14 protein-coding genes and 2 pseudogenes are annotated in these 25,076 nt (G+C 70.5%); 4 read left to right on the top strand and 12 right to left on the bottom strand.

Annotation, left to right across the window (positions count from 1 at the left end; all coding sequences use genetic code 11):
- Genes C4B68_RS43785 through C4B68_RS37025 form a run of 4 tightly spaced genes read right to left on the bottom strand, consistent with a single transcriptional unit; the run spans window position 1 to window position 6,872 of the window.
- A complete protein-coding gene (locus C4B68_RS43785; RefSeq protein WP_240634596.1) occupies window positions 1–2,904 on the bottom strand; it encodes a TIR-like protein FxsC in 2,904 nt (967 codons plus the stop codon).
- On the bottom strand, window positions 2,897–3,838 hold the full coding sequence (locus tag C4B68_RS37035; RefSeq protein WP_099502248.1) for an AAA family ATPase: 942 nt from the start codon (window positions 3,836–3,838) through the stop codon (window positions 2,897–2,899). The genes C4B68_RS43785 and C4B68_RS37035 overlap by 8 nt, the downstream gene beginning before the upstream one ends.
- Window positions 3,835–5,922: a vWA-MoxR associated conflict system protein gene (locus tag C4B68_RS37030; RefSeq protein ID WP_099502249.1), complete on the bottom strand. Its 2,088-nt coding sequence runs from the start codon at window positions 5,920–5,922 to the stop codon at window positions 3,835–3,837. Before C4B68_RS37030 ends, C4B68_RS37035 begins: the two co-directional genes overlap by 4 nt.
- Window positions 5,919–6,872: an alpha/beta fold hydrolase gene (locus C4B68_RS37025; protein WP_099502250.1), complete on the bottom strand. Its 954-nt coding sequence runs from the start codon at window positions 6,870–6,872 to the stop codon at window positions 5,919–5,921. The genes C4B68_RS37030 and C4B68_RS37025 overlap by 4 nt, the downstream gene beginning before the upstream one ends.
- 162 nt (window positions 6,873–7,034) lie before the next feature.
- Here C4B68_RS37025 and C4B68_RS37020 point away from each other — a divergent pair.
- Both C4B68_RS37020 and paaK read left to right on the top strand, forming a co-directional pair.
- Window positions 7,035–7,292: pseudogene (locus C4B68_RS37020) on the top strand (enolase C-terminal domain-like protein); the annotation flags it as partial.
- A gap of 199 nt (window positions 7,293–7,491) precedes the next feature.
- Window positions 7,492–8,796 carry a phenylacetate--CoA ligase PaaK gene (gene paaK / locus C4B68_RS37015; protein WP_099502251.1) on the top strand — a complete coding sequence of 435 codons (1,305 nt, stop codon included), beginning with the start codon at window positions 7,492–7,494 and terminating at the stop codon, window positions 8,794–8,796.
- Here the strand turns inward: paaK and C4B68_RS37010 are convergent.
- On the bottom strand, window positions 8,793–10,292 hold the full coding sequence (locus tag C4B68_RS37010) for an acyl-CoA synthetase (protein ID WP_099502252.1): 1,500 nt from the start codon (window positions 10,290–10,292) through the stop codon (window positions 8,793–8,795). The genes paaK and C4B68_RS37010 overlap by 4 nt on opposite strands.
- A 290-nt stretch (window positions 10,293–10,582) precedes the next feature.
- Here C4B68_RS37010 and C4B68_RS37005 point away from each other — a divergent pair, with 290 nt between their 5' ends.
- Window positions 10,583–13,027 carry a penicillin acylase family protein gene (locus C4B68_RS37005; RefSeq protein WP_099502253.1) on the top strand — a complete coding sequence of 815 codons (2,445 nt, stop codon included), beginning with the start codon at window positions 10,583–10,585 and terminating at the stop codon, window positions 13,025–13,027.
- A 62-nt stretch (window positions 13,028–13,089) separates the two neighbouring features.
- On the opposite strand, the gene C4B68_RS37000 is transcribed toward C4B68_RS37005, so the two are convergent.
- Window positions 13,090–14,640 carry an acyl-CoA synthetase gene (locus tag C4B68_RS37000; RefSeq protein ID WP_099502254.1) on the bottom strand — a complete coding sequence of 517 codons (1,551 nt, stop codon included), beginning with the start codon at window positions 14,638–14,640 and terminating at the stop codon, window positions 13,090–13,092.
- A gap of 37 nt (window positions 14,641–14,677) precedes the next feature.
- Entirely contained in the window at window positions 14,678–15,790 is a 1,113-nt protein-coding gene (locus C4B68_RS36995; RefSeq protein WP_099502255.1) for an NAD(P)H-dependent flavin oxidoreductase, read from the bottom strand.
- A gap of 171 nt (window positions 15,791–15,961) precedes the next feature.
- On the opposite strand from C4B68_RS36995, the gene C4B68_RS36990 reads away from it, so the two are divergent.
- Window positions 15,962–17,782, top strand: a complete 1,821-nt coding sequence (locus tag C4B68_RS36990; protein ID WP_099502256.1) for a serine hydrolase domain-containing protein — start codon at window positions 15,962–15,964, stop codon at window positions 17,780–17,782.
- Window positions 17,783–17,819: 37 nt separating this feature from the next.
- On the opposite strand, the gene C4B68_RS36985 is transcribed toward C4B68_RS36990, so the two are convergent.
- From C4B68_RS36985 to C4B68_RS36965, 5 genes and pseudogenes are all read right to left on the bottom strand, one after another.
- Window positions 17,820–19,385, bottom strand: coding sequence for a phytoene desaturase family protein (locus C4B68_RS36985; protein WP_099502257.1), 1,566 nt, complete (start codon window positions 19,383–19,385; stop codon window positions 17,820–17,822).
- Window positions 19,386–19,801: 416 nt separating this feature from the next.
- Window positions 19,802–21,922, bottom strand: a complete 2,121-nt coding sequence (locus tag C4B68_RS36980) for an ATP-binding SpoIIE family protein phosphatase (RefSeq protein ID WP_167459234.1) — start codon at window positions 21,920–21,922, stop codon at window positions 19,802–19,804.
- A 288-nt stretch (window positions 21,923–22,210) separates the two neighbouring features.
- A complete protein-coding gene (locus C4B68_RS36975; RefSeq protein WP_099502259.1) occupies window positions 22,211–22,711 on the bottom strand; it encodes a cupin domain-containing protein in 501 nt (166 codons plus the stop codon).
- A gap of 147 nt (window positions 22,712–22,858) precedes the next feature.
- Window positions 22,859–23,557 (bottom strand): annotated as a pseudogene (locus tag C4B68_RS36970) (alpha/beta fold hydrolase).
- Between the two features lie 208 nt (window positions 23,558–23,765).
- Complete coding sequence (locus C4B68_RS36965; RefSeq protein WP_206337103.1) at window positions 23,766–24,779, bottom strand: alcohol dehydrogenase; 1,014 nt, start codon at window positions 24,777–24,779, stop codon at window positions 23,766–23,768.
- Window positions 24,780–25,076 lie beyond the last annotated feature (297 nt).

The following is a 25,076-nucleotide window of genomic DNA, read 5'->3' as shown; positions in this document are numbered from 1 at the left end:
TCACTCTTCTGCTCCGCGGTCGGTTTCGCCTGCGGGGTACGACGTGGGATCCGGGCCCCTCAGGCGGGGCGGCCTGCTGACCGACGGGCCCGCGGGCGGATGCGTGCTGTGGTACTTCATGTACTGCTGCGTCGCGTACGCGACGATGGTCGGCAGGACGTCGGTGAACGCCTTGAGCGTGGATACGCCGTTCATGGCCGTCCGGTGCTCGGTCCGCCGGTCCCGGTCGACGATCTGGGGCAGCGTCTGCTCCAGCTCCGTCGCCAGGTCACGGGCCTCCTCGCCATAGCGCTGAACGTCGGCCCGGTTCCAGGGAACGATCACGCTGACCCAGGGGCGGGCGTCATGGTCGAACTCCCGGAGTCTGCGCCGCCGTTCCTCATCGCTGAGCGCCCACCGGTCGAGGAGGAGGATCTCGGGCGCCGACCCCGCCTCGGGGTGGTCGAAGTCCTTGCCTCTGACCTCGTCGTCATCGAACGAGGAGACGGTGACCCGGTAGTCGAGCGAGCGGATCAGCTCCTCGGCCAGCGCGGGCAGGGGCCGGGTGGATTCCGGGTGGTAGGGATTCCAGTCCTGCGGGTCATCACCGTACGCGCGCACGTCCCGGGTCTCGGGAACGCTCCCGCGCGTGGGCGCCACCACGGTGAGATGAATGCGCCGGGGGCCTTCGCCGCGCGGCTTGAAGGCGCTCGGGGTGCTCTCGTAGGGGCGGGGCGGGCTCGGCGGCAGCGGTGCCTCCTGGGCGACCCGTACGATCCGCTGGGCGAGCCCGAGGACAGTCTCCTCGTACTCGTCGCGCAGTCGGTTGATCTTGATCAGACCGTAGATCCCGTTGGCCGCGTACCGGTCGCCGAACGTCGCGTGGTCCACCTGGATATGCCGTACGGAGTCCGGCAGTTGAGCGTATTCGACAGGGGTCCACAGCGCGGGGACGATCGCGGGCAGGGAACCGGAACCCATGGCCCGCGCCCGCAGAACGCGTTCGTTGAACGCGAACCATTCCCGGCCGCAACTCTCGCTCATGAAGTACCGCGGTGAGAACAGCGGCACGAACACCCGGCATGTCGCGAGGTTCTCGCTGAGCTTTTGCGGCCACTGGTCCCCCGAGCGCATCTCCCGGTCCATGAAACCCGCGGGCAACCCCGCCGGAAGATCCGTGAGCGCCATGATGTGGTCGCACAGATCCTTGTAGAGGACGTACACCCAGTGATCCGGATCGCCCCCGCCGGGCACCACGGGCGTATGAGCGTAACTCAGGAAGAAATACGGCCGGTTGTCCGGCTGCGGCTCCTGCTGATCGGATCCGGCGCCCGGCGGCATCGTCACTCGCCGCAGTCGCCCTTCACCGGCACCCGCGACGTCCTCCGCATCCGACAGGCCGAGCAGCTCCAGCGTCCGCCGGGACGCCTGCCCGAACGCCTGGAGTTCGGCGGCGAGGTCGACCCGGCCGTCCGGGTCGTGTGCCACGGCGAGCAGCTGATCGTCCCGGCTCTCCCGGCCCGGCACATGACGGCTCAGGGCCCTGTTGATCCGCCAGACCTCGTACTGCGCGAGATCCTGTCTCAGCCGGCGCTGCACGCCTTCCGGCACGCTCAGTTCGACGTTTCCCCGCTCATCGACGTCGAGCGAGAAGAGTCCGCTGGTGAGCAGTTCGGCGACATCGGCCACCTCCGACTCGGGCACCAGCTCCTGGCGGATGAGATGCAACAGGCGCATGCTCAGCCGGTCGAAGGTGGAGCACAGGACCGCCAGCCGCGCCGCCGAGGGCGAGGCGGTGCGCAGGAAGCCCTCCGCCGTGACGCTCCCCGAGCGCCGTCGCGCCTGCCCCTCGGGCCGTCCGCCGTGCGGGACCAGCACCGCGCCGCAGCCCTCGGGATCCGCCCGCATCAACGTGCGTGACCAGCGGTCCAGAGAATGCGGAGACATCGACAGCACGGGGACGGGCAGCCAGTCCCCCTCCTTCGCCTCGGCGTCCTCCCGCAGCGGCAACGGCGGCGGATCGAACTCCAGCCGGGAATTGACCGAGCCCGGCGCGCCGTTCGCGACCCGGGCGGACGGCAGATCGAGCCCCGTGCGGCGCCAGAGCTTCGTCGGCAGAGGGTTGAGCAGCGCTAGCGGCGTCGTCGACGCCCACGTACGCAGCTGCCGCCACACCGCCGCTTCTCGCCAGCCCGCGGCCGCGCAGTCGGACACGACCACCAGCAGCCGACGCCCGTCGGGTGATCTGAGCTGACCGGGACTCATCAACCGACCCTGCCCGTCCCGGAGTTCAGGGCCGCGCTCCCCGAAGCCGAGATCACGCACCTGCAGCGTGCGGAACGCACCGAGCCGGGCCAGTACGGCCGTGAAATCGGCTACGGTCTCCCGCCACACCCGCATCGCGGGAGAGCGGTCCACCACCAGGATGAGGTCGAACCACCGCTCGGGCGCGGGCGTGAACACCGGGAGCAGTTCGCCGCTGCGGGCGTAGTCGTCCACCGTCGCGTCGACGTCCAGGGCCGATCTGCGGCCCTGACGCCACGGCCGCTTCCAGGGCCGCAGCGCTCGCGTCACCTCCAGGGTCAGCGGCAGGCCGGAAGCCCGCGGCACCGCCACGGGGTCGCCCCGGACGCGCGAGCCCGCCCCGCCGAGGCGTTCGTGCAGCGCCCGCCCCATGTCGGCGGGAAGCGAGGCCATGTCCTCGGCATCGGCTTCGGGCGCTGGTGCCGTGTGCATGTGCTCCTGCTCCGGTGCCGGGCTGGACGCGCCGTCCGTGTCTCCGTCCATGCGCGAGGCGAGCCAGAGAAGCTCGGCCAGCGCCGTGCCGTCCAGATCCGGCGCCGCGACGCTCAGTGCCGTCATCACCTCCGCGAACCGGTCCGGGCCAGCGAACCCGTCCGGCACCGCCGAGCCCTGTTCACGCACGGGTCAGCTCGCGGAGGACCAGGGCCATGACTTCCTGCCGCTCCGTCGCGGCGAGCGAGCCACCCGTCAACAGGTGGGCCGCGTTCAGCAGTTGGTCGATGGCCAGGCTCTCGCCCGCCGTGAGGCGCTGGTGGAAATCCTGGATCAGCAGGTCGACCGCCTTGCCACGCCTGCCGATCCGCAGATGCGCCTCCACCACCCTGCGCAACTCGTCGACCGAAGGCTTCGGCATGGTGAACCGGATGCAGCGCCGCAAGAAGGCCGCCGGGAAGTCACGCTCGCCATTGCTCGTCATCACGATGAACGGGAAGCTGTCGCACTGCACGAATCCCCCCTTGATGGGGCTCCGGGCAGGATGGCGCGGGTCGCCGCCCCACTCGCGGACCTCGACGACGGCCTGGATGTCGCTGTACCGGGCGAGTTCGGGGATCTCGTACTCACCGCGCTCGAGGACATCGAGGAGGTCGCTCGGCAGGTCCAGGTCGCTCTTGTCGATCTCGTCGATCAGCAGGGCGCGCGGATGCCTGACGGGGAGCAGCGCCGTGCCCAGCGGGCCGAGTTGCAGGAACGGGGCGATGTCGTCGCTGTCATCGGGGCCGGCGAGGCGTTGCGCGTGGATGCGGCCCAGGGCGTCGTACCGGTACAGCGCCTCCTTGAGCGTGCTGCGCGAGGTGATGTGCCAGCGCAGTACGTCGCCGAGTTTGAGCTCGGCCGCGACCTGCTCGACCACCGTGGACTTGCCGGAGCCCGCCGCGCCGGTCACCAGGAGCGGCCGACGCAGGACGAGCGCCGCGTTCACAGCTTTGACCAGGCCCGGCGGCGGTTGGAACTGCTGGTGCAGGGCCTGCCGGGGGAAGCTCCGCCACGGGGGCGGTTCGCCGAGGTCGACGTCCCGCGGGGTGCCGTCGCCGACATAGAAGGGCTGCCAGGTCATGCGGAGTTCTCCCCCTCGATGGTGAACTGCTCGAACCAGTCGCAGAAGTCGAGCCATTCGGCGTCGTGCCAGACCGTTCGCCATTGGGCCAGATGCTCATGGCCGTCGAGCTCGGCCTGTACGTGCCGCTCTCGCTGCTCCCAGCTGCGACGATAGGCCTCGCTGAATTCCGCGGGCAGGAGATGCCAGAACCGGTCGAGGCTGTCCCGGAATTTGTCGGGCACACACCCCTCAACGCCCGGCCAGAGGACGATCGGGGCGTGGGCGAGGAGCAACTCCATGACCTGCTCGAACCGCTGCGGCCGGTGCTCCAGGGCGACCGCTCGTGCGTAGGTGCCGCGTCCCAGTCTCTTCTTGAGCTCCTGGGTCTGTTCGGTCTCCCGAAGGCTGAGCCAGTCGACGGGTGCGCGTCCCGCTCCGTACGCGCTCATCGCCGCCAGCCCCTGCCGGGCACGGTCGTTGATCCACCACAGGTGGCTGGGCGGACCCAGTCGCTCGCTCCAGCGCAGCACGACATCGTGGCGCTCCCCCAGCCTCTCGCCGAAATGGGTCTCCTCGGGCCGCCAGCGCAGCAGCAGGGCGGCGGAGGCGGCGATCTCGACCCTGCGGAGCTGCACACCGAGTTTCCTCGCCCGCACGGACGCCCAGTGCAGTACGCCGGCCAGCCGCTCCTCGACCCCGGGCTGGTCGGGCGTGCAACGGAACACCTTGTGCCGGTACATCTCTCCGCGGTCAAGCAGCCACGCGTCGAGGGTCTCCGGCCAGTCGTCGGCGACGGCCGCGTGCAGACTGACGACCAGTCTCAGCCGCATCCTGGCGCTCCCGCGCCGTACCCGCTCGAAGGCATCGCCCAGCTCCACGACGCCCACCGCGTCCGCCCATGCGGTCAGCTCGGCGCCGTCCTCCGCCAGTTGGTCCTCGACGGCGAGCGCGGCGACGAAATCGGCCAGCGGAGCGACGCGCGTCCGTCCGGCGTCCGGATCGACGGCCGCAGCGCGCAGGCGCAGGTACTCCACCGCGTCCCGGAGCAGTTCACTTCCGGACGTGTCCGGCAGCCGGTCCGCGGAGCGGCCGGCGGCCAGCCACAGGGCGCGCCGCAGCCGTTCGGACGTCAGCCGTCGCCCCGGCCACGAGGTGAGCAGGTCGATGGTGCGCAGGCAGTCCAGCAGCCCGTCGACGACGACCAAGCACCAGCTCAGCTCGATGCCGCTGCCCGGCGAACGCTCCGGCAGAACACCGCGGAGATGTTCCAGGACATCGGCCCCGGTGACCGGTGTCGCCAGCAGTTCCGGGCAGCCCAACGGGGCCAGCGCCTGTTCCAGTTCCTCCGTCGCCACGGGCCCCAGTACGGATCCGGACCGCACGCGACGGCTCGCGTTGCGCGCGAGCCACGGCTGCTCGCCCACCATGGCGCCGTCGTACTCCACCCGGCGTGCGTCCTGGCCCGGCGCCGCGTCTCGTACGGCGTCGAGCACCGCGTCGGCCCGCAGGAACTCGCCCGCTCCGCGGATGCCCTTGGTGAGGACCTGGACGACGCCGTGGGAGAAGGCGAGCCGGTATGCCTTCTGTGCGGCACCGACCGACATGATCATGGAGAGCCGGGCCGCGCCCTGGCGCACCCCGCCGTCCGTCCCTGCGAGGTCGGGGATCGCGCCGCCGGCGTGGCAGGTGTCGACGAGGGCGAACACGCCGGGGAGTCCCGGTGTTTCCAGCACCTGTGTCAGCAGTGCCCCGACGTTCACCGCGGAAGCGATCTCGTCGGCCCGGGAGTTGCCCGCCATCAAGTAGAGGGTGGGGTTGCGGCCAGGGGTGATGCCGTGCCCGATGAGGACGAGGACGAGCACGGCCCCCGCCCGCCCCGCCCGTTCGGCCGCGCCCCGGATCGCCGCCTCGATCTGGGTCTGTGTGACGGACGTACCGCACAAGAGGGAGGGCTCGGGACTTCCTGTGCACGCTCCCCGCCACTGGTCCCGGAGCACCCCGTGCAGGGCCCCCGCCACCTCCTCCAGCCCGTCGAGCAGTCCTACGTCCGGACACTGCGGTGCGACAACGAGGACGTGGCGGCGGGGAGTTGGCGCTCTCATCGTCCCGTGGCCGTCTCGATCGCCTCGACGACGGGACCCGCGACGGCGGACTGCGCCAGGTACTTGGCGGCGGGGTGCACCCAGACACCGTCCGAGTCGACGCGTCCGGTGACCGGCACTACGGAGAGTTCGCTGGGCCGCACGATCTTCTCCAGAAGCGGCCGTACGGCGATGAAGTCGTCCCGGTCCCAGAAGTTGAGCCACCTCTCGACAGAGTGCGGCACTTGTAGCGGCTGGGGTCGTATCCGGGGACGGACGGCCGTGCTCATTCCGATGGGCGAGCCGACCGTGACCAGGAGCGCAACGCGGCCCTGGTGCGCGTGCAGCGCCTCCAGCGAGACGACCGTGCCGAGGGAGTGCGCGACGACGATGGTGGGGCCGGACGGGTCGAGGGCCTCTGCCACGCGGCGGCGGATCCGGGCGTCGAGCGTCACACCCGTGTCGTCCGGTTCGCCACGGTGCAGGTAGCGCTCCACCTGGCGCAGATGGCCGACCATCAGCCCCGCGCTCGCCCAGCCGCCGAAGGTGCGCAGGCCGGGCAGCGACAGGAGGGTGTTGGCGGCGGTGAGTACCTGGCGCCCGACCGCGCCCGCACCCTGCGGGTCGCCCTCGGGCGTGAGCTGGGCGTGTGCGCGGCGCAGCAGGCGGGCCTCGTCGCCTGTGGCGGGCTCGGCCAGCCGCTCTTCGACGGCTTCCAGAAGCAACGCGCCGACGAGGTCGTCGTCGTCCTCCTCGTCGGCCCCGCCTCCTTGCCCTTGCGCCAGGCCGAACAGGTCTCCGTAGTAGGCGAATCGCGCATCGGCCGCCCATCCCTGGATCAGATCCAGGACCCGGCGTGAATGACCCGCGGCACGGGTGCCCGCAGCCAACGCGCGCAGCCACGCGTCGAGTTCGGTCGCAGGGTCGCGCGGTCCACCGATGCCGTGCACGAACACCAGACGAGGCTTCATCCATCCCCCCGAAAGCCTCGGCCCGGTCCTCCGGGCGGGTGCCCAGATTAGCAACCGCCGCGCAGGCGGGACCCCTTGTCGGCACAAAGAGCGCCGGCCCGGACCAATGGGGTGCGCGGGCCGGCGGGAATCGCACGGGGTGCGGCCCGGGTCACGGGTGTGGACGACGCCCTGGACACGCACTGGATCTGGCAGGAGTGCCTGGAGCGGCTCACCACCGCCCCGCCGCGCATCGTCGACGGCGAGATCGCCGTCCCCGACGCCCCCGGCCTGGGCATCCAGCTCGACATGGACCGCCTCCTCGCGGCCCACGAGCTCTACCAGGAGAAGGCCCTCGGGACACGGGACGACGCGATCCGCATGCGCTACCTCGTGCCCGACTGGGAGTTCGACGCCAAGCGCCCCTGCCTGGTGCGCTAGCGGACGTGCGGGCGGTCGCCGCGTCGAACGCGGCGACCGCCCTGGTAGATCTACGGGCTTCGTGATCGCGGCCGACTCCGCGAAGAAAAGGCGAGTCGACCTCTTGCCTGAGACGGGGTGGCCTGAATTACTGATCTCGAACACCTCGACCGAATGATCGGTCGTCCGAAATGATGCTGTTGGCGAGGAAGCGACCCCGATGGCGGATTCCACGGACTCGAAGGGCCTGCTGGACGCGGGCGAGCGGCTCGACGTACCGACGCTTCGGGCGCTCCAGCTGGAGCGGCTGCGGACGTCGCTGCGCCACGCGTACGAGAACGTGCCCTTCTATCGCGAGTCCCTCGACAAGGCGGGTGTCGACCCGGACGACTGCCATACGCTCGCCGACCTGGCGCGGTTCCCGTTCACGACGAAGGCGGATCTGCGCGAGCACTACCCGTACGGCATGTTCGCCGTACCCCAGGACCAGATCCGGCGCATCCACGCGTCGAGCGGCACGACCGGGCGCCCCACGATCGTCGGCTACACGGAGAACGACCTCTCCATGTGGGCCGACATGGTGGCCCGCTCGATCCGCGCGGCGGGCGGCCGCCCCGGCGACAAGGTGCATGTGGCGTACGGCTATGGGCTGTTCACGGGCGGGCTCGGCGCGCACTACGGGGCCGAACGGCTCGGCTGTACGGTGATCCCCGCCTCCGGGGGTATGACGGCCCGTCAGGTCCAGCTGATCCAGGACCTGAAGCCCCAGATCATCATGGTGACCCCCTCGTACATGCTGACGCTCCTCGACGAGTTCGAGCGGCAGGGCGTCGATCCGCGCGGCACCTCGCTGCGCGTGGGGATCTTCGGGGCCGAACCGTGGACCGAGGAGATGCGGCGGGAGATCGAGGAGCGGTTCGCGATCGACGCGGTGGACATATACGGCCTGTCGGAGGTGATCGGCCCGGGTGTCGCCCAGGAGTGCGTGGAGACGAAGGACGGGCTGCACATCTGGGAGGACCACTTCTATCCCGAGATCGTCGACCCGATCACCGGAGAGGTGCTGCCGGACGGCGCGGAGGGCGAGCTGGTGTTCACCTCGCTCACCAAGGAGGCCATGCCGGTCATCCGTTACCGGACCCGGGACCTGACGCGGCTGCTGCCCGGCACGGCGCGGGTCTTCCGCCGGATGGAGAAGATCACCGGCCGCAGTGACGACATGGTGATCCTGCGCGGCGTCAATCTCTTCCCCACCCAGATCGAGGAGATCGTGCTGCGCACCCCGGGAGTCGCTCCGCACTTCCAGCTGCGGCTGACCCGCGAGGGACGCCTCGACGCGCTCATCGTGCGGGCCGAAGCGAGGTCCGGTGCCACGCCCGAGACGCGCGAGGTGGCGGCGCGGGCGATCGCGGCGGCGGTGAAGGACGGCATCGGCGTATCGGTCACGGTCGAGATCGTCGAACCCGAGTCGCTGGAGCGGTCGGTGGGGAAGATCAAGCGGATCGTGGACCTGCGTCCGCGTTAGTCACTGCTGAACCGGTCCCGGAGCTCCCGCTTCAGGATCTTCCCGCTGGCGTTGCGCGGGAGCTCGTCCACGAACAGGACCCGTTTGGGCGCCTTGAAGTGGGCGAGCTTCTCGCGCGCGTGGGCGAGGAGTTCGGCCTCGGTGACCTCACCCCGTGCGACGACGACCGCGGTGACGGCTTCGATCCAGCGCACGTCCGGAAGGCCGATCACGGCCACTTCGGCGACCTGCTCGTGCGTGTAGAGCGCGTCCTCGACCTGGCGGGAAGCGACCAGTACACCACCGGAGTTGATGACGTCCTTCACCCTGTCGACGACGGTGAAGTACCCGTCGGTGTCCCGCACGGCGAGGTCTCCGGAGTGGAACCAGCCGTCGCGGAAGGCCTCGGCCGTCTCCTCCGGCTTGTCCCAGTAGCCCTCGCACAACTGCGGTGAACGGTAGACGACTTCGCCCGGTGTCCCATCGGGCACATCCTTGCCGTGCTCGTCGACCACCCGCGCGTCCACGAACAGGACCGGACGCCCGCAGGAGTCCATCCGCCCCTTGTGCTCGTCGGGGGCGAGGACCGTGGCCAGGGGGCCGATCTCGCTCTGGCCGAAGCAGTTGTAGAACGCCAGCTTCGGCAGCTTCTCGCGCAGCCGCTCCAGGACGGGCACCGGCATGATCGACGCCCCGTAGTACGCCTTGCGCAGCCCGCTCAGGTCGCGGGTCGCGAAGTCGGGACGGTTCGACAGGCCGATCCACACGGTGGGCGGAGCGAACAGGCTGTCCGCGCGCCCGGCCTCGATGAGGTCGAAGAGCCGCTCGGCGTCGGGTGAGTCGAGGATGATGTTCGACGCGCCGACCGCGAGATACGGCAGCAGGAACACATGCATCTGCGCCGAGTGGTAGAGCGGCAGCGAGTGCACCGGCCGGTCGCCCGCGCTCAGGTCGAGGGCGGTGATCGCGCTCAGGTACTCGTGCACCAGGGCGCGGTGCGTCATCATCGCGCCCTTGGGCAGGGCGGTGGTGCCCGACGTGTAGAGCAACTGAACGAGGTCGCCGGTGTCCGGTTCGGCTCCGTCGTACGGGGGCGCGGCGTCCAGTCGCGCGAGCAGCGAGTCGTCGGCGTCGCGCAGCGGCAACGTACGTACGCCGTCGGGCAGTTGACCAAAGAGATCGGGGTCGGTCAGGACCAGCGTGCTCCCGGACTGGCCGACGATGTACGCGAGGTCGTCGCCGGTCAGGTTCTGGTTGACCGGCACGTGCACGAGTCCCGCGCGGGAGCAGGCCAGGAAGCCGATCAGATACGCGTCCGAGTTGTGGCCGTAGGCGCCGACCCGGTCGCCGGGGGCGAGCCCCTGGTCGAGGAGCACGCTCGCGGCTCGTGACACGGCCTCGTCGAGTTCCGCGTAGGTCCAGGAGCGCTCGCGGTACTCGACCGCGACGCGCGCCGGGGTGCGCCGGGCGCTGCGTCGCAGCACCCCGTCAACCGTGCTGCCGTGTCCTGGCGTCATGACACATGATCCTCGGCCCGCGGCACGGGGAGGTCAAGCCGCACGCAAGGAGGTCGTCGAGCCGGACACGCGGCCACCGTCCAGCCGGACGCGAGGCAGCCGCTCAGCCGCACGCGGGGTGACCGTCCAGCCGAACGCGAGGCGGCCGTCCAGCCGAACGCGAGGCGGCCGTCCAGCCGGACACGAGGAGGCCGGCACCGAAGCACGGAGATCGCCGCAGACACCCCGCCGCCGCACATACCCGTTGGTACGCTCAACCACCCCTTCCCCCAATGACGTTGGGAGGCACGATGCGCACCCGCCTGAGACGCTTCGTCGTCACGGCCGTCGCCCTGCTCACCGCCGCGACCGCACTGCCCGCGGCCGCGGCCCAGCAACAAGGCCGTCAGGAACATCCCTCGCACGGCGGCCTGTCGGCCGTGATCCGCTACACCGAGTACGGCATTCCGCACATCGTCGCGAAGGACTACGCGAACCTCGGCTTCGGCACCGGCTGGGCGCAGGCCGCCGACCAGGTGTGCACCCTCGCCGACGGCTTCGTGACCGTACGGGGCGAGCGGTCCCGCTTCTTCGGGCCCGACGCGGCGCCCGACGGATCGCTGTCCTCCGCGGCCAAGAACCTCTCCAGCGATCTGTACTTCCACGGCGTGCGGGAGGCGCGCACGGTGGAGAAGCTGGTGGCCGAGCCCGCGCCCGTGGGGCCGAGCCGTGCGGTCAAGGACCTGATGCGCGGCTGGGCGGCCGGCTACAACGCCTGGCTCGACCGGAACCGCATCACCGATCCGGCCTGCCGGGGGGCCGCCTGGCTCCGCCCGGTGACCTCGGTGGACGTGGCCGCACGCAACTTCGCGCTGTCCGTGCTCGGCGGCCAGGGCCGTGGTGTCGACGGCATCACCACCGCGCAGCCGCCGTCCACAACATCCGCCACGAAGTCCACCGTCACGCCTTCGCCCGACACGACGAGCACCGCCACCCCTGACGCGCGAAGCACCGCCGAAGCCGCGCGGGAACTCTTCGACACCGCCGACATGGGATCCAACGCGGTCGCCTTCAGCGGCGACACGACGGCGAACGGCCGCGGTCTGCTGCTGGGCAATCCGCACTACCCCTGGCAGGGCGGCCGCCGCTTCTGGCAGATGCAGCAGACGATCCCCGGCGAACTGAACGTCGCGGGCGGTGCGCTGCTCGGTTCCGCGACGATAGCCATCGGGCACACCGCGCGCGTGGCCTGGAGTCATACCGTGGCGACGGGCGTCACCCTCAACCTCCATCAGCTGACGCTGGATCCGGCCGATCCGACGACGTATCTGGTGGACGGCAAGCCGGAGCACATGACGAAGCGCACCGTCACCGTCGACGTGCTGGACGGCACACCCGTCACCCGCACCCAGTGGTGGACGCGCTACGGCCCGGTCGTCACCACGCTCGGCGCGCAACTGCCGCTTCCCTGGACATCCACGACGGCCTACGCGCTGAACGACCCGAACGCGGCCAACCTCCGCGCCGCCGACACCGCGCTCGGCTTCAGCAAAGCCCGCGGCACGGCCGACGTCCTCACGGCCCTGCGGCGCACCCAGGGGCTGCCCTGGGTGAACACGATCGCCGCCGACTCGGGCGGGCACTCGCTGTTCACGCAGTCGCAGGTACTGCCGCGCATCACCGACGAGTTGGTCCAGCGCTGCTCGACGCCGCTGGGCAAGGTCACGTATCCGGCCTCCGGTGTCGCGGTCCTCGACGGCTCGCGCGGCGACTGCGCGCTGGGCAGCGACCCCGACGCCGTGCAGCCGGGGATCTTCGGGCCGGCGAGGATGCCGGTGCTCAAGGACGCGCCGTACGCGGAGAATTCCAACGACAGTGCCTGGCTGACCAATGCCGACCGGCCGCTGACCGGGTACGAGCGGGTCTTCGGCACGATCGGCACGCAGCGCTCGATGCGCACGCGCGGCGCGGTCGAGGACGTGTCGGCGATGGCCCAGCGGGGCCGGCTGACCGTGCGGGATCTTCAGGCGCAGCAGTTCGTGAACCGGGTGCCCGCCGGTGATCTCGTCGCGGACGACGTGGTGCGTGTCTGTACCGCACTGCCGGGTGGCAGCGCAACGGGCAGTGACGGCAAGGCCGTTGACGTGAGCGAGGCGTGCGGTTCGCTCAAGGCGTGGGACCACTCCATGAACACCGGCAGCCGGGGCGCGCTGCTCTTCGACCGGTTCTGGCGGAAGCTGACGGCCAGCGTGCCGGCCGCGCAGCTCTGGAAGGTCCCGTTCTCGGCGGCGGACCCGGTCCGCACCCCGAACACGCTCAACACCGACGCGCCGGGCTTCACCACGGCCCTCGCGGACGCGGTGACCGAGTTGCGCACGGCGGGCATCGCGCTGAACGCGCGGCTCGGCGAGAACCAGTTCGTCGTACGTGGCGGGCAGCGCATCCCCGTCCCGGGCGGCACCGAGTCGCTCGGGGTGTGGAACAAGATCGAGCCGGTGTGGAACCCCACGGCCGGCGGATACACCGAGGTCACCACCGGTTCCTCGTACATCCAGGCAGTCGGCTGGGACGGCGGCCGCTGCCCGGTCGCGCGCACCCTCCTGACGTACGCGCAGTCGTCGAACCCGAACTCGCCGCACTACAGCGATCAGACGCGGCGGTTCTCGGACGAGAAGTGGATCACCTCCCGCTTCTGCGAGAAGGACATCCTCTCCTCGCCGGGGCTGCGGGTGATCCGGGTGAGCGACCACCGCTGACTGACCGCCGTCTGTGGTCCCGCACCGCCTGGGTGCGGGACCACCTCGGAGCGGGGCCCACGTCACACGGACCGTGTGCGGCCTTCCCAGTAGGGATCGCGCAGCCGCCGCTTGTACAGCTTTCCGTTGGGGTCGCGCGGCATGACCGCGACGAAGTCGACGCTCTTGGGGCGCTTGTACCCGGCGAGCTGCCGCTCGCAGTGGTCGAGGATGTCGGCGGCGAGCGCGGGGCCCGGCTCCTGGCCGGGGGCGGGCTCGACGACGGCCTTGACCTCCTCGCCCCAGTCGTCGTGCGGGATGCCGAAGGCGGCCGCGTCGGCGACAGCGGGGTGACTGAGCAGCGCGGCCTCGATCTCGGCCGGGTAGATGTTGACCCCGCCCGAGATGATCATGTCGATTTTGCGGTCGCGGAGGAAGAGATAGCCGTCCTCGTCGAGACAGCCCAGGTCGCCGACGGTGAAGAAGTCGCCGATGCGGTTCTTCTTCGTCTTGTTCTCGTCCTTGTGGTACGAGAATCCGCCGGTGCTCATCTTCATGTAGACGGTGCCGAGTTGGCCGGGCGGCAGCCTTGTGCCGTCGTCGTCGAAGACGGCGAGTTCGCTGATGGGCCACGCCTTGCCGACCGTGCCGGGCTTCTTCAGCCAGTCCTCGGCGGTCGCGAAGGCTCCGCCGCCCTCGCTGGCCGCGTAGTACTCCTCGACGCTGTGGCCCCACCACTCGATCATGGCCCGTTTCACATGGTCCGGGCAGGGGGCGGCGCCGTGGATGGCGTGCCGCATCGACGACACGTCATAGCGGGCCTTCACCTCGTCGGGGAGCGCCAGCAGCCGGTGGAACTGGGTGGGGACCATATGAGTGTGGGTGCACTTGTGTGCGTCGATGACACGGAGCATCTCCTCGGGTGTCCACTTGTCCATCACCACCAGGCGGTGGCCGATGTGCAGCGACGCGCCCGCGAACTGGAGCACGGCGGTGTGGTAGAGCGGCGAGCAGACCAAGTGGACGTTGTCGTCGTAGGGCTTGATGCCGAAGATGCCGAGGAAGCCGCCGAGGTAGGACTCCTCGGGGAGCTTGCCCGGCAGCGGGCGCCGGATGCCGCGCGGGCGTCCCGTGGTGCCCGAGGTGTAGTTCATGACCCAGCCGAGGGTGCGCGCGGCGGGCGCCGACTCGGGCTGTCCGTCGAGGAGTTCGGCGTACGGACGGAAACCGGCCGCCTCTCCGACCGCGTACCTGAGCGTCCCGGCGAGCTTCGCCTCGTCGGCGGCGTGCCGGGCCGCGTCCGCGAACCGTTCGTGGGCGATGAGGACTTTGGCGCCCGAGTCGGCGACGATCCAGGCGATCTCGGGGCCGACGAGGTGGTGGTTGACGGGGACGAGGTAGAGGCCCGCCTGCGCGGCGGCGAGGTAGGCGACCATGAACTCGACGCCGTTGGGGAGGACGACCGCGAAGGCGTCGCCGCGTTCGAGGCCGGCGGCGCGCAGTCCGTGGACCAGCTGGTTGGCCGAGGCGTGCAGCCGTCCCGCGGTCCACTCCTCGCCGGCCGGGGTGATGAGGACGATCCGCTCGGGGTCGGCGGCCGCCTGGGCCCAGAAGCCGTTCGGCTCCGTACTCACGACTGGTGGCTCCTTCCGGCGATGCGGTTGATCGCGCTCACGACTGGGGGACCCTTCCCGCGATGCGGTTGACGCGGTCGACGGCCTGCTCGAAGCCCTGGGTCAGGTCGTCGAATACGGCCTGGACGCTGCGTTCGCTGTTCATCCGGCCGACGATCTGTCCGACGGGTGTGCCGAGCAGCGGCTCCACCTCGTACTTCTGGATGCGCGTGAGCGCCTCGGCGACGAGCAGCCCTTGCAGTGGCATGGGGAGCGTGCCGGGCCCGTTCGGGTCGTCCCAGGCGTCGGTCCACTCGGTGCGCAGCTGGCGCGCGGGTTTGCCGGTCAGGGCACGTGAGCGGACCGTGTCGCCGGACCCGGCGGCGAGCAGCTTCCGGGTCACGGCGCGCGAGTGTGTCTCGGCCTCGGTGACGGTCAGCCACAGGGAGCCGAGCCATACGCCCTGCGCGCCGAGGCTGAGCGCGGCGGCCACCTGCCGGCCGCTGCCGATGCCGCCGGCCGCCAGGACGGGCAGCGGGTCGACGGCGTCCACGACCTCGGGCGTGAGCACCATCGAGGCGATCTCCCCGGTGTGCCCGCCCGCCTCGTAGCCCTGCGCGACGACGATGTCGATGCCCGCCTCGGCGTGCTTGCGCGCGTGCCGGGCGCTGCCCGCGAGCGCGGCGACCAGGACGCCCTTCTCGTGGGCGCGCTTCACCACGTCGACCGGCGGTGAGCCCAGCGCGTTGGCGAGCAGCCTGATCGGATAGTCGAAGGCGACGTCGAGCTGGTTGCGGGCGACCTGCTCCATCCACCCGGTGATGCGCCACCCGGACGCCTCGCCCTCGGCGAGTTCGGGCACGCCGTACCTTGCGAGGGTGTCCTTGACGTACTGCCGGTGTCCCTCGGGGATCATCGCCTCGACGTCGGCCTCCGTCACGCCCTCGACCTTCTTGGCGGGCATCACGACGTCCAGGCCGTAGGGCTTGCCGTCGACGTTCGCCTCGATCCAGTCCAGGTCGCGCTTGAGGTCGTCGGGCGCGGTGTAGCGGACCGCGCCGAGCACACCGAATCCGCCCGCACGGCTGATGGCCGCGGCGACGGCGGGAAACGGCGTAAAGCCGAAGATGGCGTGCTCGACTCCCAGTTGCTCGCTCAGCTCCGTCTGCATGGCCGCAGGATGCCGCAGACCTCCGGACGAGGGAAGAGTTTTTCTGATGCATCGTCAGATCCATTCAAGGTGCCCGGGGAGGGTTGACATGCCCGCGCCTGACAGGAAAGTTTCACCCCGCAAGGCGGACCCGGAAAGATACTTTCAGGCGGCGCGGCAGGAGGCTCTTGGATGATCGACGACGCGGCGGACAGAGAGACCGGCAGGCCGGCTGACCCGGCGGGCAGAGAGTCGGGTGGGCTGACTCGGCGTCAACTAGGGCGGCGGGCACTGGCCCTGGGCGGCGCTCTGGTCATCGCGCCCTTCCCCGCCGGCCCCGCGGCGGCCTCGGAGGACAGCGGCGGACACCCGACCCTGCGGCATGGATCCGCCGAGCGCGCGGGCCTGCTGCCGGAGCATCTGCGCCAACTCGTCGCCGACGCCGAGACGTTCCTCGGCCCCTCCCCCAAACACCCCTGGTACGCCGGCGCCGTACTCCTCGCCGGACGCGGCGGCACCGTGGCCCTGCACCAGCCGATCGGCATGGCAGTGCGCTACGCGGCGTACGACGAGAAGACGGACACCGGCGTCGAGTTCCCGGCCGACCAGCAGATCCCGGCCGCCGAGGACACCGTCTACGACCTCGCCTCCGTCTCCAAGCTGTTCACGTCGATCCTCGCCGTGCAGCAGATGGAGCGCGGCGCCCTGGGGCTGGAGGCGACGGTCGCCTCGTACCTCCCTCCGTTCGCGGGCGGCGGCAAGCAGGACATCACGATCCGTCAACTCCTCACCCACACCTCGGGTTTCCGCGCCTGGATCCCCCTCTACAAAGCGCCGACCCGCGAGGAGAAACTCCAACTCATCTGGGACGAGGCACCGCTCAACCCGCCGGGTACCACGTACCTCTACTCGGACCTGAACCTGATCTCGCTCCAACTGGTCCTGGAGAAGGTCACCGGCCGTACCCTCGACACGCTCCTGCACGACGAGATCACCGCCCCGCTCGGCATGCGCCGCACCCGCTACAACCCGCCCGCCTCCTGGAAGCCGCGGATCGCCGCCACCGAGGACGCGCGGCTGCCCTGGTCGGGCCTCGACCGCGGCCTGGTGTGGGGCGAGGTGCACGACGAGAACGCCTACTCCCTCGGCGGAGTGGCGGGCCACGCGGGCGTCTTCTCGTGCGCGTGGGACCTCGCGATCCTCGGCCGTACGCTGCTGAACGGTGGCGCGTACGGCAGGGCGCGCATCCTGAAGCCGGCGACGGTCGACCTGATGTTCACCGACTTCAACACCGCCTTCCCCGGCGACGAGCACGGCCTCGGCTTCGAGCTCTACCAGCACTGGTACATGGGGGCGATGGCCACGCCACGCAGCGCGGGCCACACCGGCTTCACCGGCACCTCGCTCGTCCTCGACCCAACGACCGACTCCTTCCTCGTCATCCTCGGCAACTCTGTGCATCCCGTGCGCAGTTGGCGATCCGGTTCCGCTCCCCGGGTCGCCGCCACGAACCAGCTGGCGCGCGCCGTACCGGTGCGCCCCGCACGCGGCCGTACGTCCTGGTTCTCCGGGATGTCGAGCGCGACGACGGCGACGCTGACCCTGCCGGCACTCGACACCACCGCGGGCTCCGCGCGCCTGTCCTGCGCCCTGTGGTGGGACACCGAACCCCGGTCGGACCTCCTCTTCCTGGAGTCCTCGACCGACGACGGCACGACCTGGCAGCCGGTCCCCTTCACGACGGCGCCGCGGGACGGGGAACCGCTGGAGCATCCGGCCGGTACGGCCACCGGCTGGTCGGGGCGGGTGTGGCACCGGCTCACCGCTGATCTCCCCGAGGCACCCCGGCTCGCCCTGCGCTGGCGGTACACGACCGACCGGCTCTACGTGGGCCGTGGCGCGTACGTCGACGGTCTGCGGGTCGAGGCCGCCGGCCGGACCGCCTTCGACGAGAAACGGGAGGCGGACGCCGCGCGCATCGAGGCGGCGGGCTGGGTGGCGTCCCGCGACTGACGGCTCGAGCGGTTCTCGGGCACGGCGTCGCCCGCCCTCAGCGCTCCCCTGTCCCTTCCTCCAGCACGGCCATGGCCGCGTTGTGCCCGGGCACCCCGCTCACCCCGCCGCCGCGCACCGCGCCCGCCCCGCACAGCAGGACGTTCGCGTGCCGCGTCTCGACGCCCCAACGGCCCGTGTCCTCCTGCGCGTACGGGAAGGCGAGGTCGCGGTGGAAGATGTTGCCGCCGGGCAGCCGCAGGTCGCGCTCCAGGTCGAGCGGGGTCTTCGCCTCGATGCACGGGCGGCCCACCGCGTCGGTGGCCAGGCAGTCGGCGAGCGGCTCGGCGAGGTGGGCGTCGAGCTGCGCCAGGGTCGACTTGAGCAGCTCTTCGCGTACGGCGTCGTTGTCGCGCTCGAACAGCCGGGCGGGCGTGTGGAGGCCGAAGAGGGTGAGGGTCTGATAGCCCTGCTCCACCAGGTCCTGGCCGAGGATGCTCGGGTCGGTGAGCGAGTGGCAGTAGATCTCGGCGGGCGGGGCCGTGGGCAGCTCGCCGGACGCGGCCTGCGCGTGGGCGGTGGCCAACTGCTCGTACCCCTCGGCGATGTGGAAGGTCCCGGAGAACGCCTCGCGCGGATCGACGGAGGTGTCGCGCAGCCTCGGCAGCCGCTTGAGCAGCATGTTCACCTTGAGCTGGGCGCCTTCGGCCGGCGTGGGCGGCTCGTCGCCGGTGAGGTGGGCGAGTTCCTGCGGCGAGGCGTTCACCAGGACGTGCCGGGCCGCGACGGTGCCCTCCCCGTCCACGTTCCGATAGGTGACCTCGGCGGCCCCTCCGTCCGTCTCGATCCGCAGCACCTCGTGGCCGGTGGCGATCACGGCACCGGCGTTGCGCGCCGCCGCCGCGATCGCGTCCGTGAGGGCTCCCATGCCGCCGACCGGCACGTCCCAGGCGCCGGTGCCACCGCCGATCACGTGGTAGAGGAAGCAGCGGTTCTGCCGCAGCGAGGCGTCGTGGGCATCGGCGAAGGTCCCGATGAGCGCGTCGGTGAGGACGACGCCGCGGACGAGATCGTCGGCGAAGTACTCCTCCACGGCCGTGCCGACCGGCTCCTCGAAGAGCATCCGCCAGGCGTCCTCGTCGTCGACGCGCCGGCGCAGCTCCTCCCGGGTGGGCAGCGGCTCGGTGAGCGTCGGGAACACCCGCTGGGCGACTCGGCCCGTCATCCCGTAGAAGCGCTGCCACGCCTCGTACTCGCGCTCCGAGCCGGTCAGCCGCGCGAACGCCTCGCGGGTGCGGCGCTCGCCGCCGCCGACGAGCAGCCCGGTGGGCCGTCCGTCGCGTTCGACGGGCGTGTACGAGGAGATGGTGCGCCCGCGGACACGGAAGTCGAGGCCGAGATCCCGCACGATCTTGCGGGGCAGCAGACTCACCAGGTACGAGTAGCGCGACAGGCGCGCGTCGACCCCCGCGAACGGCCGGGTGGACACGGCGGCGCCCCCGGTGTTCCCCAGTCGCTCCAACACCAGAACGGACCGCCCGGCCCGGGCCAGGTAGGCGGCGGCGACCAGTCCGTTGTGGCCGCCGCCGACGATAACGGCGTCATATCCCTCGTGTGCAGGCATGCTTCTTCGTAGCACGAAATGATCTACGTCGGCCAGGGGTGCGCGGCAGGCGGCGGGCGGCCGTACGAGGATCTGGCGACAGGCACCGGGCGGGGTACCGGAACCGCGTTCGCCGCCTGTCGGGGTGGCGGGTCACGCGGGAATCCCGGCCAGAGCCGCTCAGTCCAAGGGCCCGTCGCCGGGCGGACCGCTTGACATTTTCAAGACGATCGGTCATATTGGCGCGAGAGTGTGAGTAGAGGAGTGCACAGATACCGCGGCCGGAGCCGGGAGCCGCTGGACCACTTCTTCATCCTGTTCGATTCGTTCATGGCCTGAGTTTTCACGCCTTGGCCCACGCGGCACATGGACACGACGGACGTGCGGCGGACGGAACCGTGTACCCGGCGGCGAACGACGACGAGATGCGTGCCCTGTCAGGCATCAGCGCCATGGACATCGGGCATCGGCAGCTCGAACCACACCGTCTTCCCGCGCCCGCTGGGGGAATTGCCCCATGCCGAGGCCAGCGCGGAGACGATGACCAGTCCCCGTCCTCCCTCGGCCTGGTCCTCCTCGCGGGGAACCGTCACGGCTTGCGCGAGATGCGGATCGCTGTCACGGACCTCCACGCGAATGTGCTCGGGATACTTTCGGACGTAGACGTACACGTCGCTGTCACCGTGCACCAGGCCATTGGTGACGACCTCCGACACCAGCAGTTCCTCGTCGTCGGCCATGGAGGACAGCTCCCACCCCGCCAGCCACTCGCGCAGAAGTCTGCGCGTCCGCTGCGCTCCTTGCAGATCGCGCCGGTGGATTCTCAGCTGATGCACATTGCGCTGGGCTTCGGCCGAGGGACCTTCGTAGACGACCAGGAGCAGCGCGGCGTCATCGGCGTACGGCGGGGGCGACTTGCTGAAGCCGCGGATGAGCTGGTCGCCGACGGACTCGAGGTTTCCCGGGACGTCGAATGCCGCGCTCACTACTTCGGGGTCCACGTCGCATCCGACACCGGCCAGGCCGTCCGTGTAGAAGGCGAGCAGCGTTCCTGGATCGAGTTGCAGATCCGTCACCTCGTACACCGTCGCCAGGTCGATGCCCAAAGGCATGCCTGCTTCGAGGGAGAGGGACTCTATGCGGCCGTCGGCCGTGCGCATCAGCGGCGGCGGGTGCCCCGCGGTGGCCATCTGGGCCCTGCCGGTGGCCGGATCGAGCCAGGCGCAGCAGCAGGTGGCGAACAGGTCGGTCTCCAGGCCGATCAAGAGCTGGTTCGCCCGGGTGAGCACGACTCCGGGGTCGTGTCCTTCGGTCGCGTAGGCGCGCACCCCGCTGCGCAGCTCGCCCATCACCACGGCGGCCGCCGTATTGTGCCCCTGGACGTCTCCGACCACCATCACGACCTGGCCGTCGGGCAGCGTGATGAGGTCGTACCAGTCTCCTCCGAGTTCGATCCCGCTCGTCGCCGACGCATACCTGCTGGTGCACACCACCCCGGCCGGCTGGGGCAGCACGGGTGGCAGCAGCGCGCGCTGCAGGTCATCGGCCAGCGCATGTTGAGCGGCGTCCGTCTGGGTGCGTTCCAATGCCTGGCCAACCGCCGTGGCCAGCGCCGTCAGCGTTCCCTGACCGGCCACGATGTCGCCGCGTCCGACACCGAACGCCATCGACAGTGTGCCCACCGCCCGCTGCCCGGCGAGCAGCGGCAGGATCACCCAGAAGCAATCCTGGTCGGAGAGCGGCTCGGGCAGCCGGCCCGCTGTCCGCGTATCCCCGGCGGCGTATCCCCTCTGCTGCTGCCGGTCGACCGCCTCCGTCTCGGGCATGCGCCGCGCGAGCGGTGAACCGTTCAAGGTGCGTACGAATTCCTTGGCGCATCCCGCCGCACCCGCCAGGCGAAGCCGGTCTCCGTCGACCAGGCTGAGGACGGCGGCCTTGGCCTGGAATCCGTCCATGACGCGCTCCATCGCGAGGTCCGCAACGTCTCGTGTGTGAACCGCCGTAGCCAGGAGCATGGCAAGTTTGTGCAGGTGGTAGATCAGCGGAGCCGTTGATGAGGCCAGCCGTTCGTCTCGCGCTCCCCCACCTTGCACGGCTACCACGTGCGGAACCCGGGGCGGAGCCATCGACATCCCAGCATCGGCCAGCCGGTCGAGGTCGCGGGCCAGTGACGCGGCTGCAGTGGCCAGTCGCCCGCGTTCCAGCTCGGTGGGCTGGACGCCGACGCGCACCCAGAAGGCCGTGAGCGTCCCGAAGCGACGGGTCTGCGAGAAGATCGGAGCGGTTGCGGCCTCCAGTGGGAAAGGAGCGCAGACCGTCAGGTTCGGGTGGCCCGCCGTTATTTCCACGTGGTCTCCGATCTCCACCCGGCCCGTCTGCCATGCCCGCGACGACGGGAAGGTGGTGTCATCCAGGGATACGCGTTCGACTGCTCCCGCCCCCAGGGCGGTCAACGCCACTGCGGCAGCATGCAGTTCGGGCGTGCCTGGCACCTTCAGGAAGACTGTCGCCGCCGACGCGCCCGCGTCGCGAACCACGTTCTCGGCAGCCGAGGCCATCAGTCGCTCTCTGTCGCGCGTCGTGACGGGAGGACGTTGGGAACCCGACGGGGTGGATCCAGACCGTTGCATCTGTTTCGCCGCCCAACTTTCGTTGGTCCCAATGCTGGCCACCATTTTACTTCCGCCTTCCTGACCTGCTCTCATCGGCGTCTTCGACGGCACCCGTCGGGCCCGGTGACGCCACCCCCAGGTCGTCCGAGAACGACCGGAGGCAACCGTCATGCCGGGCCCGGAGGCCGACGGCCCGCTTGCAGGACCGCGAAGAGGACAACGGAGCGGAGGAGGCTACTTCCCCGGGCCGTCCAGGTCGGCGGGGACCATACCGGGCGGGCCGAGAACGACGTCACCGAGCTCCTCGGTGACGGCCATGAACAGCTCGGCGTCCAGCTCGGTCTCGGGCGTGGCCAGAGCCAGCGGAGTGCCCGCCCGGGCGATGAGTTCGGCGAATCCGGCCGGCGAGCTGATGTTGAGCGCCCGCGCGCCGTCGGGGCCGGACTTGATCGCGTGGGGCACGTGCCGCGGAATGGTGAAGAAGTCGCCGGACCGCAGGGTCACTGTGTCCGGTCCGGCCCAGACGGTCAGCGAGCCGGACACCACCCACAGCCGCTCCTCGTACCGCGTGTGCAGGTGGAGCGGAGTCGCCTGGCCCGTCGTCATGACGGAGTCGGTGACGTCGTGGCGTCCTTCGGTCTCCTCCGCGGAGGTGAGGATGGTGAGCTGCAGTTCCTTTCCCAGGACGTACTGGCGGGCCGAAGCACCGCCGGTGGTGGGCGTGAAGAGACTCATGGTGAATGACTCCTGACAGGGAGAGATGTGTGGCACCAGGCGTCGTGCCGGTGCGCCGAGTGCAAGCGTGCCAGCGACAGCGAGCGGTGGCCCGTCGACGTCCGTGCGGGCGTCTGCGGGCGGTGGCTGCCGACGCCCCTGCGAGTGTCAGCGGGCGGTGGCCTGGACGGCCTGCTCGATCAGGCGGGTCACCGCACCCGGGTGGGAGGCCGTGACGGCGTGGGAGGACTTGATCTCGACGGTGTGCGCGCGGGCACGCTCGGCCATGAAGCGCTGTGCGTCCGGCGCGATGGCCTTGTCCTCGGTGGTGATCAGGTCCCAAGACGGGATGGTCTTCCAGGCGGCCTGGGTCGCCTTCTCGTCGAAGACCGACGCGGCCACCGGGCGCTGCGTGACGGCCGCCAGGTCGGTGACCGACTCGGGTACGTCGGCGGCGAACACATCGTGGAACTTGTCGGCCTTGACGTACAGGTCGGTGCCGGTTCCGCCGCCGGGGAGCGGGAAGGGCACGGGATTGAGGGCCGAAGGGAGCTCGGCTCCGGGGAACTTGTCGCCCAGTTCGGCCGGGGTCTCGCCCTTCTCGGGGACGAAGGCGGCGATGTAGACGAGGGCCTTGACATTCGGGTTGCCCGCGGCGGCCTAGCTGATCACGGAGCCGCCGTAGGAGTGGCCGGCGAGCACAATCGGTCCCTTCACGCTCTTGAGGAAGCCGCGGATGTAGTCCGAGTCGCTCGCCAGCCCGCGCAGCGGGTTGGCCGGGGCCACGACCGGATAGCCGTCGTGCTGCAGACGCTTGATCACGCCGTTCCAGCTGGAGGCGTCCACGAAGGCGCCGTGTACCAGCACGACCGTGGGCTTCTTCTCCGACGGGCGGTGCTCGGCCCTGGCGGCGTTGGCCGGAGCGGTGACGGTCAGCGTGAGTGCCCCCACACAGGCGACGGCGCCCAGCGCGGCGACGCTCTTGCGCGTAGGACGGAAAACGGTCTTGACGTTCACGGTGGCTCTCCTTGGAAAGGGGCCGCCGGTCTGTTGACGGCCCGGGTTTGCTGGTCGGTCAGGCCGCGTCGAGGACCGCGCGGAAGCGGGCACGGCCGGAGAGCATGTGCTCGTACGCCTTGGGCGCCTCGGACAGCGGGAAGGCCTCGATGCGCGGCTGGATGCCGTTGGCCGCGCTGAAAGCGAGGTTGTCCTCGTTGTCGACCGGGGTCCCGGTGAGGTGGCCCTGGATGGTGCGGTTGCCGAAGATCAGCTCACCGGTCTGCGCCTCGATGGGGTCGGGGGCGGCACCGAGGACCATGAGCCTGCCGCGCGGAGCGAGTCCCGCCACCAACGGACTCATGGAGGAGCCGCTGGCCGCCGTGGCGAGGATGGCAGAGGCGCCGCCCAGGTCCTGCAGCGCCTCGGCGACGTCCTGCCCGTTGCTGTTGATGTAGTGATGGGCACCCAACTGCTGTGCGAGGGCCTGCTTCTCGTCCCCTCGGGCGATGGCGGCCACGCGGTAGCCGAGGCTGCGCGCGTACTGCACGGCGAGGTGACCGAGCCCGCCGATGCCCTGCACCGCGACGAGTGCGCCCGCGCGGGCACCGACCCGCTGCAGAGCGGTGAAGGTGGTCAGGCCGGCGCACAACAGCGGGGCGGCGTCGACTGGTGAGAGGTCCGCGGGGACACGGACCAGACCGCTGGTGCGGGCGTAGGCGACCTCGGCGTAACCGCCGTCCGTGCTGGTGCCCGTCTGCTGCTGGTTGCGGCAGCTGACGAAATCGCCACGGCGGCAGGGGTCGCATTCACCGCAGTGCCCGGCAAGGAATCCCACGCCGACGCGCTCGCCGACGCGCCAGGCGGCGACGCCCGGGCCCACGGCGTCGATGACGCCGATGATCTCGTGTCCGGGCACGACCGGCTGCCCGGAGTCGGCGCGCAGGCCCTCGACGGCGAGCACGTCACTGTGGCAGACACCGCAGTACTCAACATTCAGCCGAACCTGATGCGGCTCGGGGTCGACCAACTCGCGGTCGACAGGACGGAATTCACGGATGCCGGTGACTTCCCAGGCCTTGTACGTGGTCACAGCTCCTGCTCCTAAGGTGCCTCGTGGCCGGTCCAAGTGACCGACCGCCTCATTCAATATGACCGACCATCTTGACATGGCGCAACTCCTCACCGCGGCGCAGTCCGGTCCGATCACGGACCTGACACGGGGAGGAGGGGTGAGCACGGAGGAGGTCCGTAGCGCGCGACCGAGGTCCGGCGAGCATGGCGGTACCCGGTGATCTCACCGGCGCCCTCGTGGGCACGATGCCGACCGACCCAACGGCGTCGCACCGGCACGCGTGTAAGCTACTTTCCCCAATAGACCATGTGCTAC

Source organism: Streptomyces dengpaensis (genome assembly GCF_002946835.1).
GTDB lineage: Bacteria > Actinomycetota > Actinomycetes > Streptomycetales > Streptomycetaceae > Streptomyces > Streptomyces dengpaensis.
The sequence above is the reverse complement of the archived record's forward strand: the minus strand, read 5'-3'. Positions and strand labels throughout refer to the sequence as shown.